General features: G+C 71.2%; 15 protein-coding genes. 6 read left to right on the top strand and 9 right to left on the bottom strand.

Annotation, left to right across the window (positions count from 1 at the left end):
- Positions 1-618 (bottom strand): conjugal transfer protein (locus E1293_RS11650; protein WP_132196833.1); only part of this gene is annotated, 618 nt, incomplete at its 3' end.
- Between the two features lie 433 nt (positions 619-1,051).
- Positions 1,052-2,143 (bottom strand): redox-regulated ATPase YchF, encoded by a 1,092-nt coding sequence (gene ychF, locus E1293_RS11645; RefSeq protein WP_132196831.1) that lies wholly within the window; start codon positions 2,141-2,143, stop codon positions 1,052-1,054.
- A 154-nt stretch (positions 2,144-2,297) separates the two neighbouring features.
- Between ychF and E1293_RS11640 the strand changes: the two genes are divergently transcribed.
- Together E1293_RS11640 and E1293_RS11635 are read left to right on the top strand one after the other, a co-directional pair.
- A complete protein-coding gene (locus E1293_RS11640; RefSeq protein WP_132196829.1) occupies positions 2,298-3,632 on the top strand; it encodes a DNA recombination protein RmuC in 1,335 nt (444 codons plus the stop codon).
- Between the two features lie 53 nt (positions 3,633-3,685).
- Positions 3,686-4,222, top strand: coding sequence for a DUF6542 domain-containing protein (locus E1293_RS11635; RefSeq protein ID WP_132196827.1), 537 nt, complete (start codon positions 3,686-3,688; stop codon positions 4,220-4,222).
- 10 nt (positions 4,223-4,232) lie between these two features.
- On the opposite strand, the gene E1293_RS11630 is transcribed toward E1293_RS11635, so the two are convergent.
- Entirely contained in the window at positions 4,233-5,198 is a 966-nt protein-coding gene (locus tag E1293_RS11630) for a 4-hydroxy-3-methylbut-2-enyl diphosphate reductase (protein WP_132196825.1), read from the bottom strand.
- Positions 5,199-5,337: 139 nt separating this feature from the next.
- Here E1293_RS11630 and E1293_RS50165 point away from each other — a divergent pair, with 139 nt between their 5' ends.
- Positions 5,338-6,354, top strand: coding sequence for a DUF8129 domain-containing protein (locus tag E1293_RS50165; RefSeq protein WP_132196823.1), 1,017 nt, complete (start codon positions 5,338-5,340; stop codon positions 6,352-6,354).
- 126 nt (positions 6,355-6,480) lie between these two features.
- Here the strand turns inward: E1293_RS50165 and E1293_RS11620 are convergent, their stop codons facing one another.
- Together E1293_RS11620 and E1293_RS11615 are read right to left on the bottom strand one after the other, a co-directional pair.
- On the bottom strand, positions 6,481-6,795 hold the full coding sequence (locus E1293_RS11620) for an MFS transporter (RefSeq protein ID WP_243716170.1): 315 nt from the start codon (positions 6,793-6,795) through the stop codon (positions 6,481-6,483).
- A gap of 71 nt (positions 6,796-6,866) precedes the next feature.
- Positions 6,867-7,292, bottom strand: coding sequence for a MarR family winged helix-turn-helix transcriptional regulator (locus E1293_RS11615; protein ID WP_341770183.1), 426 nt, complete (start codon positions 7,290-7,292; stop codon positions 6,867-6,869).
- Positions 7,293-7,418: 126 nt separating this feature from the next.
- Here E1293_RS11615 and xseA point away from each other — a divergent pair, with 126 nt between their 5' ends.
- On the top strand, positions 7,419-8,627 hold the full coding sequence (xseA, locus tag E1293_RS11610) for an exodeoxyribonuclease VII large subunit (RefSeq protein ID WP_132196821.1): 1,209 nt from the start codon (positions 7,419-7,421) through the stop codon (positions 8,625-8,627).
- 58 nt (positions 8,628-8,685) lie between these two features.
- The gene (locus E1293_RS11605; protein WP_132196819.1) at positions 8,686-8,922 is read left to right on the top strand and encodes an exodeoxyribonuclease VII small subunit; all 237 of its coding nucleotides are present in this window, start codon (positions 8,686-8,688) and stop codon (positions 8,920-8,922) included.
- 4 nt (positions 8,923-8,926) lie between these two features.
- On the opposite strand, the gene E1293_RS11600 is transcribed toward E1293_RS11605, so the two are convergent.
- From E1293_RS11600 to E1293_RS11590, 3 genes are all read right to left on the bottom strand, one after another.
- The gene (locus E1293_RS11600) at positions 8,927-9,631 is read right to left on the bottom strand and encodes a DUF4245 domain-containing protein (RefSeq protein ID WP_243716169.1); all 705 of its coding nucleotides are present in this window, start codon (positions 9,629-9,631) and stop codon (positions 8,927-8,929) included.
- Positions 9,632-9,651: 20 nt separating this feature from the next.
- On the bottom strand, positions 9,652-10,296 hold the full coding sequence (locus E1293_RS11595) for a TetR/AcrR family transcriptional regulator (RefSeq protein ID WP_132196817.1): 645 nt from the start codon (positions 10,294-10,296) through the stop codon (positions 9,652-9,654).
- Between the two features lie 296 nt (positions 10,297-10,592).
- The gene (locus E1293_RS11590) at positions 10,593-11,627 is read right to left on the bottom strand and encodes an RNA-guided endonuclease InsQ/TnpB family protein (protein ID WP_243716168.1); all 1,035 of its coding nucleotides are present in this window, start codon (positions 11,625-11,627) and stop codon (positions 10,593-10,595) included.
- Positions 11,628-11,887: 260 nt separating this feature from the next.
- On the opposite strand from E1293_RS11590, the gene glpX reads away from it, so the two are divergent.
- Positions 11,888-12,922 (top strand): class II fructose-bisphosphatase, encoded by a 1,035-nt coding sequence (gene glpX, locus E1293_RS11580; RefSeq protein WP_132196815.1) that lies wholly within the window; start codon positions 11,888-11,890, stop codon positions 12,920-12,922.
- A gap of 10 nt (positions 12,923-12,932) precedes the next feature.
- Here glpX and E1293_RS11575 read toward each other — a convergent pair whose 3' ends face one another.
- Positions 12,933-13,502, bottom strand: a complete 570-nt coding sequence (locus E1293_RS11575; protein WP_243716167.1) for a DUF1707 SHOCT-like domain-containing protein — start codon at positions 13,500-13,502, stop codon at positions 12,933-12,935.
- Positions 13,503-13,510 lie beyond the last annotated feature (8 nt).

Raw genomic sequence — 13,510 nt, 5'->3', positions numbered from 1 at the left:
GGCGGACACGACCAGCGATCCGCTCTTGTCGGCGTACACGGGAACGGCGAGGCGGAGCCATCTGTCGGCGGTGCGGGCGAGCAGCGTCACGGTCGCGTTGTTGGCGTCGCGGGCGTCGACTCCGGCGACCTGGATGGACTGCACCTGCATCTTGCCGACGCCGTTCCAGCCGAATTGGGGGTCGGCGCCGTCGGGCAGGAAGGTCCGCAATTGGGCCTCGCGCCCAGGGGCGGTCTTCTGGTCGAAGTTGAGATAGACGTTGGCGAACTGGAGCGCGAAGGCGCCCGCGGCGCTGCTGGGGAATCCGGCGCTCTTCGGGGGCTTGGCCGAGGCCGTCGTGCCGCCGGAGCCGTCGTCGGAGGTGAAGCGCTCGAACGGGGCGCGGACGCCGTTGACGAGGACGACCAGGATGACGGCCCAGAGCACGGCGCGTCCGGCCCAGACCCACCAGCGCCCGCCGGATCCGCCCCAGCGGCCGCCGCGGCGGCCGGACCGGCCGCGGTCCGGCTCGGGCAGGCCCCACGGGTCGGCGGGCGACGCGAGCGCCCGGCCGGGCGCCGCGGCCTCGTCGACTACGGCGGTGTCACGGCCGCGTCCCGCGGCCGACCTGCGAGCCATCCTGCCTCCGCTCGCGCCTCGCCCCCGGTCGGCGCGGTCCTGTGTCCCTGGTCGTGTTCGGTGGTCCTTTCTGAACCCACCTCGGGCCCAGGGTAACCACGGGCGTCAATTGTTCCAGCGCATCGGGGCGAAGCACAGCCCCGCCGCGCGGTTGTGGATAATGCAATCCACCTCAGCAGGAACGGGGAGGATTGCCAAACGGTGACGATCCCCTATCCAAGCCTCCGAACAGTGCGCAGGTCCACGTATCGGACAAGCGCGGCGACTCGGGAGTTGCTTGGTTACCGAGTGGCGACGGCGACCGCAATCTCTTCCCGAAATATCCGGCACAGTGTCCGATTCGCGACATATCGCCACAAAACACCCAGCTCATCGAGCACGCGCGCCACACCGGCCCCGGCTGTTGCCAAAATCACACCGGCCGCGGCGGCCGTCAGACGTTGAAGCGGAACTCCACGACGTCGCCGTCCTGCATGACGTAGTCCTTGCCCTCCATGCGCACCTTGCCGGCGGTGCGGGCGGCGGCCATCGAGCCGGCGCCGGTGAGGTCGCCGTAGGAGACGATCTCCGCCTTGATGAATCCGCGCTGGAAGTCGGTGTGGATGACCCCGGCCGCCTCCGGCGCGGTGGCGCCCTTGCGGATCGTCCAGGCCCGCGACTCCTTGGGCCCGGCGGTCAGGTAGGTCTGCAGGCCGAGGGTGTCGAACCCGATCCGGACGAGCTGCGACAGGCCGGACTCCTCCTGGCCCATGCCCTGCAGCAGTTCGAGCGCCTCGTCGTCGGGCAGCTCGATCAGCTCCGCCTCGATCTTGGCGTCCAGGAAGATCGCCTCGGCGGGGGCGACCAGGTCGCGCAGGCGGCCGCGCAGCGCCTCGTCGGTCAGCTCGTCCTCGTCCAGGTTGAAGACGTAGAGGAACGGCTTGGCGGTGAGCAGGTGCAGCTCGCGCAGGAGCGCCAGGTCGATGCCGGCCTTCTCGGCGCCCGCGAACAGCGTGACGCCGCCGTCCAGGAGCGCCGACGCGGCGGTGGCCGCCTCGACGACGGCGAGCTTCTCCTTGTCCTTCTTGGTGCGGGCCTCCTTGTCGAGGCGCGGCAGCGCCCTCTCGATCGTCTGGAGGTCGGCCAGGATCAGCTCGGTGTTGATCGTCTCGATGTCGCGGGCCGGGTCGGCGTCGCCGTCCACGTGCGTGACGTCCGGGTCCTCGAACGCCCGGATGACCTGGCAGATCGCGTTGGTGTTCCGGATGTTGTCGAGGAACTTGTTGCCGAGGCCCTGCCCCTCGGACGCGCCCTTGACGATCCCCGCGATGTCGACGAACTCCATCGTCGCCGGGATGATCTTCTGCGAGCCGAAGACCTCCGCCAGCACGGTGAGGCGCGGGTCGGGCACCCCGACCACGCCGACGTTGGGGTCGATGGTCGCGAACGGGTAGTTGGCGGCCAGCGCGTCGTTCTTGGTCAGCGCGTTGAACAGCGTGGACTTGCCGACGTTGGGCAGCCCGACGATTCCGATGGAGAGGCTCACGGCCGTCAAGTTTATGGGCGTCCGCGCACCCCTCGGGCTGCCCGGAAACTCCGCGAGGCCTCCGCTTGGTGAACACTGGGCCAAATGTCCTGGGACGGGGGACGTCACGGCGCGTCGCGGTCCCCGATCGCGGCGGCGCTGTCACGATGAGCGAATGGACCTCGCGCTGTTCGCCGGACTCCTCGTCGGCGCCGTGTTCGGCGTCGTCGCCGGGTACGCGCTCGCGACGAGCCGGCAGGGCGCGCTGATCGCGCGGGCGCGGGCGGCGGAGGAGAAGCTCGCCTACGCCGAGGAGCGGATGGCCGAGCACTTCGAGAACCTCTCCACGAAGGCGCTGGACGCCAGCAACCAGCGGTTCCTCGAACTGGCCGACACCCGGCTCAAGGCGGCGGGGGTCGAGGCGGCCGGCGAGCTGCAGCGGCGGCAGCAGGCCGTCGAGCACCTGGTCGCGCCGCTCAAGGAGACGCTCGCCAAGGTGGAGGAGCAGCTCCGCGAGGTGGAGACGGGCCGCCGGGAGTCGCACGCGATGCTGGCCAAGCAGGTCGACTTCGTCCGGCAGACCTCCGACCAGCTGCGCCGCGAGACGCAGTCGCTCGTCCGGGCTCTGCAGCGGCCCGAGGCCAGAGGGCGCTGGGGCGAGCTGCAACTCCGGCGCGTCGTGGAACTGGCCGGCATGGCGCACCACTGCGATTTCGACGAGCAGGCCAGTTCCGCCACGGTCGACGGCACGGTCCGTCCCGACATGGTGGTGCGGCTGGCCGGCGGCAAGAACATCGTGGTCGACTCCAAGGTCTCGCTCGCCGCATACCTCCAGGCCGCGGAGAGCGGCGACCCGGTACGGCTGGACGCGCACGCCCGCCATCTGCGCGACCACGTCGACCGCCTGGCGGCCAAGTCGTACTGGCAGGCGTTCAGCCCGGCGCCGGAGTTCGTCGTCCTGTTCATCCCCGGCGAGGCGTTCCTCGCCCCCGCGCTGGATCGCGACCCCGCTCTGCTGGAGTACGCGATAAGGCGGCGCGTGCACATCGCCACGCCGACGACGCTCATCACGATGCTGCGGACGGCGTCCTACGCGTGGCAGCAGGCCGCCCTCTCACGCAACGCCCGCGCGGTCTTCGAACTGGGCAAGGAGCTGTACGAGCGGCTGGGCACGATGGGGCAGCACGTCGACGAACTGGGCCGCGCGCTGACCGGCGCCATCAAGTCCTACAACCGGACGGTCGGCTCCCTCGAAACACGCGTGCTCGTGAGCGCGCGCAAGCTGAACGACCTGGGCGTGGTCGACGACTCCTTGGACGGCCCAAGCCCGGTCGAGGAGAGCCCGCGCGCGCTCTCCGCGGCGGAACTGACCACCAACGACGAACCCTTCGGCAACGAGGACCATCTCCCCATTGAGAAGCGGTCTCAGCATGACCCGGCCTCAAAGCCGGTAGGTTTCGGCGGGCGGGCCATCCCTGAGCAGAGTGACCGGCACGAGGGGTGGGGATGAGTTCATCGGTACGCGACGCGCCGGGCGGCGCCTCGCCGGCCCCAGGGGGTCCAGTGAGTCGGAGGCGCAGCGCTTCCTCCCGATCGGCGGCGAGCCCGATCACGCTCACCGGACGTGGCGGCATCGTGGTCATGTTCGCGACCGGGGTCGTCTGCGGGCTCCTGTCGCGCTGGTTCGGCGTGGGGCTGCTCGCCGGCGCCGGGTTCGCGATCGGCTGCGCGCTGGCCGCGTTCGCGACCCGTCCGGCCGACCTGCTCACGCTCGTCGTCAGCCCGCCGCTGACGTTCTTCGCCGCGACGTTCACGGTCGTGTTCGTGACGACGCTGGGCGACGGCTCGCTGCTGCGCGGCGTCACGGTCGGCGTCTTCACCGCGCTCGCGGCCACCGCGCCCTGGCTGTTCTTCGGGACGCTGCTGGTCGTGGTGATCTGCCTGGCCCGCGGCCTCATGACGAACGTCAGGGAGCTGCGGGAGAAGGTCGCCGGGATCCGCCTCTTCCAGAAGGAGGAGAACGAGAACCCCGTCCGCTGGGACGAGTCCCCCACCACGACGCAGGACCGCCGCCCCACACACCACGGCGATGTCGACTAACGGACGTCGGCTAGACGGGCGTGATGCGGAGGTCCTTGCGGAGCTCCTTCGGGAGGGAGAAGCGCATCCGCTCCTCCACGGACTCGATCTCCTCCGCCTCGCCGAAGCCGCGCTCCGCCAGCCAGACCAGGACCTCCTGGACCAGTTCGTCCGGGACGGACGCGCCGCTGGTGACGCCGACGGTGGCGACGCCGTCCAGCCAGGCGGGGTCGATGTGCTCGGCGTAGTCGACGAGGTAGGCGCTGTCGGCGCCGTGCTCCTTGGCGACCTCGACCAGCCGGACGGAGTTGGAGGAGTTCGTCGACCCGACCACGATGACGAGGTCGGACAGCGCCGCCATCTCCTTCACGGCGACCTGCCGGTTCTGCGTGGCGTAGCAGATGTCGTCGGACGGCGGGTCCATCAGCTTGGGGAACCGCTCGCGGAGCTTCTCGACGGTGGCGATGGTCTCGTCCACCGACAGCGTGGTCTGCGACAGCCACGCCACCCTCTCGGGGTCGCGGACGTGCACGTTGGCGACGTCGCCGGGCCCGTCCACGAGGTGGATGTGGTCGGGGGCCTCGCCGGTGGTGCCGATGACCTCCTCGTGCCCCTCGTGGCCGATCAGCAGGATGTCGTAGTCCTGGTCGGCGAACCGGACGGCCTCCTTGTGGACCTTGGTCACCAGCGGGCAGGTCGCGTCGATGGTGCGCAGGTCGAGGCCCTTGGCCTCGTCGTGCACCGCGGGTGCGACGCCGTGCGCGGAGAACACCACGATGGCGCCCTCGGGGACCTCCTCGGTCTCGTCGACGAAGACGGCGCCGCGCTCTTCGAGCGTCTTGACGACGTGCACGTTGTGGACGATCTGCTTGCGGACGTAGATGGGCGCGCCGTACTTCTCCAGGGCGATCTCGACCGTCTGCACGGCCCGGTCGACGCCCGCGCAGTAACCACGCGGCTTGGCGAGCAGGACACGGCGCTGGCTGTTGGCGGTCATGGCTCTATCGTACGAGTGGACGCGCTGTGACCGACTCCACCACGCTTTTGGACAGCAATCCACTAACCCGGGGTGACCGCCATCGCACCCATGGGGCAGAGTGAGTGACGACGAGCCGAAGGCAGGAAAGGGAAGTCCGATGACGAAATCGCCGCGCCGCCTCCGCGAGCAGGTACGCGACACGGTGGGCGAGCAGGTCCGGGACCTTCCGCTGCACGCCGTCCGGTTGGCCATGTTCGGCGTCGGCCGGGCGCTGCTGCTCGGGGACCGGGTGAACAGGGACTACAAGGAGATCACCGAGGGCGGCGGGATGAAGCCGGTGATCGGGCGGCTGCGCGACGACGTCCAGGGCACGGCCGAGAAGGTCGTCGGGCGGGTCGTGGAGCGCGTCCGCGGCGAGGAGGCCGCGCCGGAGCCGGAGCCCGCGCCCGAGCGCCGCACCAGGCCGGCGGGGGCGCGCACGGCCGCCTCGCGCACGGCCGCCTCGCGCACGGCCGCCTCGGGGACGGCGCTCTCGGGGACGCCCTCCGAGGAGATCTCCGTCGGCAAGCCCGGCGCGGGCACGCGGCACACGCCCAAGCACGCCCGTACCGGCACGCCGGCGAAGCCGCCCAAGCCCGCCAAGCCGGGCGCGCTGGGACGGCACCACGCCAAGTCGGCGGACGAGTCCGGGCCCGTCGCCCAGCCCGCGCCGAAGCCGGTGCCGTCCGAGCCGGTGCCGGAGCCGGAGCCGCAGGCCAAGCCCGCGCCGAGCCCGAAGGCCGCCGAACCGGCCAAGCCGGCCAAGCCCGCCAAGCCCGCCAAGCCGAAGAAGCCCGAGCCGAAGCAGCCTGAGGCCAAGAAGGCCGAGCCTAAAAAGGCCGAGCCTAAAACGGCCGAGCCCAAGAAGCCCGAGGCCGAGAAGTCGGCGAAGGCGGAGTTCGAGCCGAAGCCGGAGACCAAGCCCGCCGCGCAGGCCGAGGCCGAGCACCTCGCCGCGGACCTGCCCGTCCCCGACTACGACAGCGCCACTCTGCCGCAACTGCGGGCGCGCCTGCGCGGCCTGTCCGTCGACCAGGTGAAGCTTCTGCGCGAGTACGAGACCAAGCACGCAGGGCGTGAGGACGTCGTTCGCATGTACGAGCGCCGCATAGCCAAGCTCAACGGAACCAGCTGAGCGACCACGGACAAGCCCCCGACCGCACGTCGGCCGGGGGCTTTCCCATGCGAGGGTCACGCCGGCGCAGCGGCGTCCTGGAACGTGTGGTCGATGTCGACCCACATCCAGAGGCTCCAGATGCGTTTAGAACAGCGCGGTGAACGCGGTCGTGGACAGGCCGCCGTGCCCGAGGGCGCGGATCGGCGCGCTGAGGCGGGTCTTCTCGGCCGGCTTGGGCGGCGCCTTGAGCAGCGTGGTGATCAGCAGGAAGCCGACCGCCATCAGTGCGGCGGTGCCGAAGAACGGGAACCGCCAGTTCAGGTCGCCGAGCAGGGCGCCGGCGAGCGGCCCGAGCGAGATGCCGAGCCCGAGCGCCGCCTCGTAGAGGATGATCGCCGACTCGGCCCCGCCGGAGGCCGCGCCGACGACGGCGGCGAAGGCGGTGGTCCATACCGACATCGGCTGCCTGAATGGCGCCGCCCTTCGGGGTCGCCGAGGGCTTCGCGTGCATGGCTGCCTCCGTGTACGGATCAGGGAGCGCCGAGGAGCTTGTCGAGGGCGGGCAGCGCCGCGGCGACCGCCGCGCGCTCCTCGTCCGTCAGGTCCGCGAACCGCTCGGCGAGGAAGCCGATCCGGCGCTCGCGCCCGGCGGTGAGCCGGGCCAGCCCCGCCTCGGTGAGCCGGGCGGTGACGACGCGGGCGTCGGTGCCGTCCCGGCCGCGCGCGACGAGCGCGTCCCGTTCGAGCCGGTTGATCTGCGCCGTCATGGTCGGCAGCCGGACGCCGTGCTCGGCGGCCAGCTCGGTCATCCGGCGCGGCCCGTGCTCCAGGGAGCCGAGCACGGACAGCTGCTGGCTGGTGATCGGCTGGTCGGCGCTGACCTGGCGGAGCATCAGCACCACGTGGCGCAGGCGCCGGTTGAGCCGTTCGGCGAGCTCGCGTTCGGTTGCGGTCACGGTCTCTCCTCGAAATTACTTAGTCAGTCTAAGTTAGTTGAGCTAATGGTTTGAAGCCGGGCGACATGTCTCGTCGGTCACACAACGTGCGGACGGGCGGCATGGTGCGCACCGTAGGCTGCCTGCATGGCGATGGAGACCTCGGCCGAGTCCCCGGTTCCGGTACGGACCGTCCTGCAGGCGGTGAGCGGCTGGATCGGCCGGCTCGGCCGCATCTGGGTCGAGGGCCAGATCACCGACCTCAACGCCCGCGGCGGGACGGTCTACATGACGCTCCGCGACCCGGTGGCGAACATGTCCGTGCGGGTCGTCGGGCCGCGCGCGGTGTTCGAGGCGGCCGGCCCGGCGGTGACGGACGGGGCCCGCGTCGTCGTGCACGCCAAGCCCGACTTCTGGATCAACCGCGGGAGCTTCTCGCTGAGCGTCCTGGAGATCCGGCCGGTCGGCGTCGGCGAGCTGCTGGCCCGGCTGGAGCGGCTGCGGCAGGTGCTCGCGTCGGAGGGGCTGTTCCGGCCGGAGCGCAAGCGCGCCCTGCCGTTCCTGCCCGCCAAGATCGGGCTGATCTGCGGGCGCGACTCCGACGCCGAGCACGACGTCCTGCAGAACGCGCGGCGGCGGTGGCCGGCGGTGGCGTTCCGGGTGGAGAACACCGCGGTGCAGGGCTCGTACGCGGTCGGCGAGGTCATGGAGGCGCTGCGCACGCTGGACGCCGATCCCGAGATCGATGTGATCATCATCGCGCGGGGCGGCGGCGCGATGGAAGACCTGCTGGCGTTCTCGGACGAGGCGCTCGTCCGCGCGGTGTCGGCCGCCCGCACGCCGGTGGTCAGCGCGATCGGCCACGAGCAGGACAGCCCGATCCTTGACCTGGTCGCCGACGTCCGGGCGTCCACCCCGACGGACGCGGCGAAGAAGACCGTCCCGGACGTGCGGGAGCAGCTCCAGCTCGTCCGGCAGCTGCGCGACCGGGGCCGGCGCTGCCTCGGCGGCGCGGTGGAGCGGGAGCTGGCGTGGCTGCGGGGGGTGCGGTCGCGGCCCGCGCTGGCCGACCCGGTGCGGGAGATCGAGCGGCAGTCCGAGCAGGTCGCGGCGCTGCGCGACCGGGCGCGGCGGTGCCTGTCCGGGGCGCTGGACCGGGCCGGGGACGAGCTGTCGCACACCCGCGCCCGGCTGCTCGCCCTCTCCCCCGCCGCGACGCTGGAGCGCGGGTACGCGATCGTCCAGCGGGAGGACGAGTCGGTGGTGCGGGAGTCTTCGGCCGTCAAGGACGGCGACAAGCTGCACGTTCGGCTCTCGGACGGGCGTCTCGGTGTGACCGTGACCGAGCGGGAGTGAACCTGTATTTGCCGGGGGGCCTGGGGGGTCGGCCCCCCAGAAATGAGAGGGTAGGCCGGTGGCGGACGAGCAGGGGACGGCGGAGAAGCCGTCGTACGAGCAGGCACGGGACGAGCTGGCCGAGGTCGTCAAGCGGCTGGAGGCGGGCGGCCTGACGCTGGAGGAGTCGCTCGGCCTGTGGGAGCGGGGCGAGAAGCTCGCCGCGGTGTGCGAGGAGTGGCTGGAGGGTGCCCGCGCGCGGCTCGCGGCGGCCCTCGACCGGCCCGGGGACGGCGACGCCGCCGCGCCCTTCTAGGGGCTCAGGAGCGCGGCGTGGCCGTCGTGGAGGGCGTCAGCCTCTCGTCCTTCTTCTGCGGTTCGAGCGACGCGGCCAGGACCGCCAGCTCCTCGTAGGACGCGGTGCCGGTCACGACGAGGCTCACCCCGTCGGGGAGGGTGCGGGCGAGGGAGTTCGCCTTCTTGTCCTTGCGGTGGTACTTCGACCAGGTGGCGCCGCCGACCTGCTGCGTCCCGAGCGGCGTGCTGCTGTTGGTCATGCGCGGGACGTACTCGGACGCCTTCTCGTTGCTCTGCTCCAGCGCCGCGTACTCGTCGCTGGGCGTGACGAACCCGAGGTGCCACGCGACGGGCTCCTTACCGCCCGACTCAAGGCCGTGCAGCCGGGAACTGGTCGGACGCCAGCGGGGGCCGAGCCCTTCCGGGGAGTACACGCTGTAGGGCGCGTCGTTGCGCATCGCCCACAGCTGCGACCCGTAGTTGACGGTCGGCAGGACCTCCTTGTTGCTGCGCGGCGTGATGACGTAGATCGCCAGGACCAGCAGCATGCACGCGCCCAGCGCCATGGCGAAGCCGCCGAGGCCCGTGGTGAGCCGCTTGTGCACGCCGGGGCTGACCTCGATCACGGGCCGTCCCGCCGGAGCCGGAGCACCGTCCCCGGCGGGCGCCTCCTGCGGCGCGTCCTGCGGGGCCTCCCGCGCGGGCGGGGCGTCCTTGTTCTCGGTCACCCCTCCAGGATCCCGCACGCTCAGCGCTGCTCCGTACCGGGGTTCCTGATCGTCGCGACGATGACCATGACCTGGTCGGCGAGGCGGCGCGCGGCGTCCTCGTCGTCCAGCAGGGAGATCTCCGACACGGCGCCCGCCATCGCGCCGGTCAGCACCGTGACCAGCGCCTCGTCGACGCCGCCGTCGGCGGTGTGGAAGAGGGCGGCGTTGCGGCGCGCCCACTTGTTGAGCCGCTGCCGCATGACCCGGTCGAACCCGGGCGGGCCGTCGCCGGAGATGAACAGCCGGGCGGCGTCGCGCTCGTCGAGGCAGCCGCTGAGGTAGGCGCCGGCGCCGGCGATGAACTGCCGCATCGGGTCGGTCTCGCCCGCGTCGCGGACGGCGTTGATCGCCTCGCGGGTGCGCTCCTGCTGGCGGCCCTGGAAGTCCTCGAACAGCGTCAGGTAGAGGTCGGCCTTGCCGTTGAAGTGGTGGTACAGGCTGCCCACGCTGGCGCCGGCCTTGGCGACGATGTCGGTCACCGCGGCCTGGGCGAAGCCGGCGTCGCAGAAGACGTCCCTGGCCGCGGACAGCAGGGCGCCGCGCGTCGCCGCCCCGCGGTCGGAGGTCCGCGCGCCGCCGTTCTGTGTCACCCCGCCGGACGAGACGTCGATGTCGCTGCTCATGACGCCTGAGATTACGCCCTCTCCCATGGGGAAACGATCCCTTGCCCGTGCCACCGTCAACTCCCGGGCCCACGCCGCGCCCGTCCGGTCCGGTTTCCGGGGGCCGGAAGGGCCCGTGACCGAGCTGGTCTGGTCCAATTTGTGGCCCGGCGTCCGATCCGCAGAGAATCCGAGTCACAAGTCAACTGCTCGGCCCTAAAGGACCGAGCAAGTTGAGTCGGTCCAGAAGGGCTCTGCTTATGCTCCCGACTGCCCCCTACAGCAGGACGGTCACGGGTCACATCGCCGGTTCCCACTCAGGTGGGGGCCGGTGGGGGCATGTTGACGAATACCCAGGCCGAGCGTGCGCGGTCGCGCACGTTGACCCCGGCGACGACGTCGGCGGGCCCAGCGAGGCCGCACCGGCGACAGCAGAAGTGGTCCCGCGTAGGACGGTTGTTCCTGGCGGTGTGGCCGCAGCGCGGGCAGCGCTGCGAGGTGTAGGCCGGATCCACCTCGATGAACGGCACCCCGGCCCGGCGGGCCTTGTAGGCGACAGCAACGACGGTCTTGGAAATCTTGTGGTTAGTGTGGGTGGCGTGCCGGGACTCCCGGCGCGCGCGCCTTTTCAGCAGCTGCGCGGCCGAGCGTGTCCTCTTGGCCTGGATCTCGGCTCTCTTGCGGGCCTGCCGGCGCCGGTAGCGGTCCAGGCGCCGCCCGCAGTGGTTGTCGCCGTCGCTGGTGGTGGCGAGGTTGTTGATGCCCCGGTCCACCCCGATCCAGTCGTTCGGCTCGTATCGTTCGGCTTCGGGGACCTCGCAAGTGGCGATCAGGAACCACTTCCCGTTCCGCACCATCAGATCCGATTCGCCCCGACGGTACTGGGTGAGCCGCTTGAGCGCTGTGGCCGAGCAGGCGAAGCGGACATTCTTCAGGCGCCCGTCCATCGTCCAGATAGATACAGTCTGAGCGTCGTAGTTCCACGAGACGCACCGGTCGTCATAGGTGTGCGCGGCATCGGCGCGGAACACGATCTCCTTCGACTCAGCCTTGCGGCGGCGCTTGCAGCCTTCGGGGCCCAGGTTCCCGGCCCGGATGCTCGCCCGAAGCGTGGTGTAGGCGTCGGCCACGCGTTTGATGACGTGCTGCGCCGCCTGCGCGCCCAGACCACGGGCCTTGAGATCGCCATAGGCCATCGACCGCAGATCCTTGACCGATCCCTTGAGCCCGTACGCCTCGAACGAACCGGCAGACACCCGGTTCGCGCACTGGTTGACCGTGCGCAGTGTGCGCTCAAGGGCCCGCACCTGTACGGCATCCGGTACGAGCTTGACCTGCACCACAACCTTCACTCTCGTCACTTAACCATCACTCTATGTAATCGCAATGAGCGTCGGACTCCGCTGTGCGCAAGGGCCGTAGCATCGTCTACACCCTGCATGCGCACTTGGTCTTCGCACCGAAATACCGGCGGGGCCTTCACCGACGAGGTCCGGACTAGCGGCGCTAGCGCGCCACACAACGAAGCAATTCATCCCGGCCCTGATGGACCGGGGTTCTTCGCCAGAGACCGAGCTGAACACCTTTCACCGAACGAAGGGGCTGCCCCGCCATGACCGATGAGACCACCGTTTCCTCCCCGCTCGCGACCGACCCGTCGGCACCGGACCGCAACCTCGCGATGGAGCTGGTCCGGGTGACCGAGGCCGCCGCCATGGCCGCGGCCCGCTGGGTCGGCCGGGGGGACAAGAACGGCGCCGACGGGGCCGCGGTGAACGCCATGCGCCAGCTGATCAACACGGTGTCCATGCGGGGCGTCGTGGTGATCGGCGAGGGCGAGAAGGACCATGCGCCGATGCTGTTCAACGGCGAGGAGGTCGGGGACGGCTCCGGCGCCGAGTGCGACGTCGCGGTCGACCCGGTGGACGGGACGCGGCTGACCGCGCTCGGCATGAGCAACGCGGTGGCGGTGCTGTCGGTGGCGCCGCGCGGGTCGATGTTCGACCCGTCCGCGGTGTTCTACATGGAGAAGCTCGTGACCGGGCCGGAGGCGGCGGACGTCGTCGACATCGAGCGCCCGATCGCCGACAACATCCGCGCGATCGCCCGCGCGAAGGGCTCGTCCCCGCACGACGTGACGGTCTGCATCCTGGACCGCCCGCGGCACGAGGGCATCGTCAAGGAGGTCCGGGAGGCGGGCGCGCGGATCAAGTTCATCATGGACGGCGACGTGGCCGGCGCGATCATGGCGTCCCGGCCGGGCACCGGCGTCGACCTGCTGATCGGCATCGGCGGCACCCCGGAGGGCATCCTCGCGGCGTGCGCGATCAAGGCGCTGGGCGGGGTGATCCAGGGCCGCCTGTGGCCGCAGGACGACGCGGAGAAGCGCAAGGCGACCGAGGCCGGCCACGAGCTGGGCAGGGTGCTGACCACCGACGACCTGGTGACGTCCGACGACGTGTTCTTCGCCGCGACCGGCATCACCGACGGGGAACTGGTCGACGGCGTCCGCTACAGCAAGGGCACGGCGGTCACGCACTCGCTGGTCATGCGGTCCCGCAGCGGGACGATCCGGACGATCTCCAGCGAGCACCAGCTGAACAAGCTGCGCGCCTACAGCGCGATCAACTTCGACACGGCGGTCTGAACACGGCGGTCTAGCGGCCCCGGCCGAGCCGGTTGCGGACGCGGGTGCGCAGGGAGAGCTTCGGGGCGCGCACCCGCACCGAACCGAAGATCATGGTGCCGGCCACCTCGATGGTCGGCCCCTCGGAGGCGGGCCGGGCCCGCAGGTCGCGGGTGCTGAGGATGGTGCGGCCGGTGACGTCCACCCGGACGCCCTCGGGGACGAGCAGCCTGATCCGGCCGCCGAGCACCATCGCGACGACCACGATGTGGCGGCGCTGCAGAACGGCTTCGCGCAGATCCAGCTCGACCGTCCCGAACAGGGCGAGGAGCGGGAGCTTGACCGGGACGACCCAGCGCCCGTCGCGGCGGGTGCGGCCGAAGAACACCGAGACGGGCCGGTCGTCCACGAGGATCGGCTGCGCCTCCTCGGGGATGAGGTCGCCGGTGAGGCCGGTGAGCTCGCCCAGGGTGCGGGCGGCGTACGCGCGGGTGGTGCGCTCGGAGTGCTCCTCCATGGTGAGCCGCCCGTCCGCGACGGCCTCGCCCAGGACGGCGGCGACGCGTTCCCGGTCGGCGTCGGACGCGCGCAGGTCGCGCACGCGGGTGA

This window comes from Actinomadura darangshiensis (genome assembly GCF_004349235.1).
Classification (GTDB): domain Bacteria; phylum Actinomycetota; class Actinomycetes; order Streptosporangiales; family Streptosporangiaceae; genus Spirillospora; species Spirillospora darangshiensis.
The sequence above is the reverse complement of the archived record's forward strand: the minus strand, read 5'-3'. Positions and strand labels throughout refer to the sequence as shown.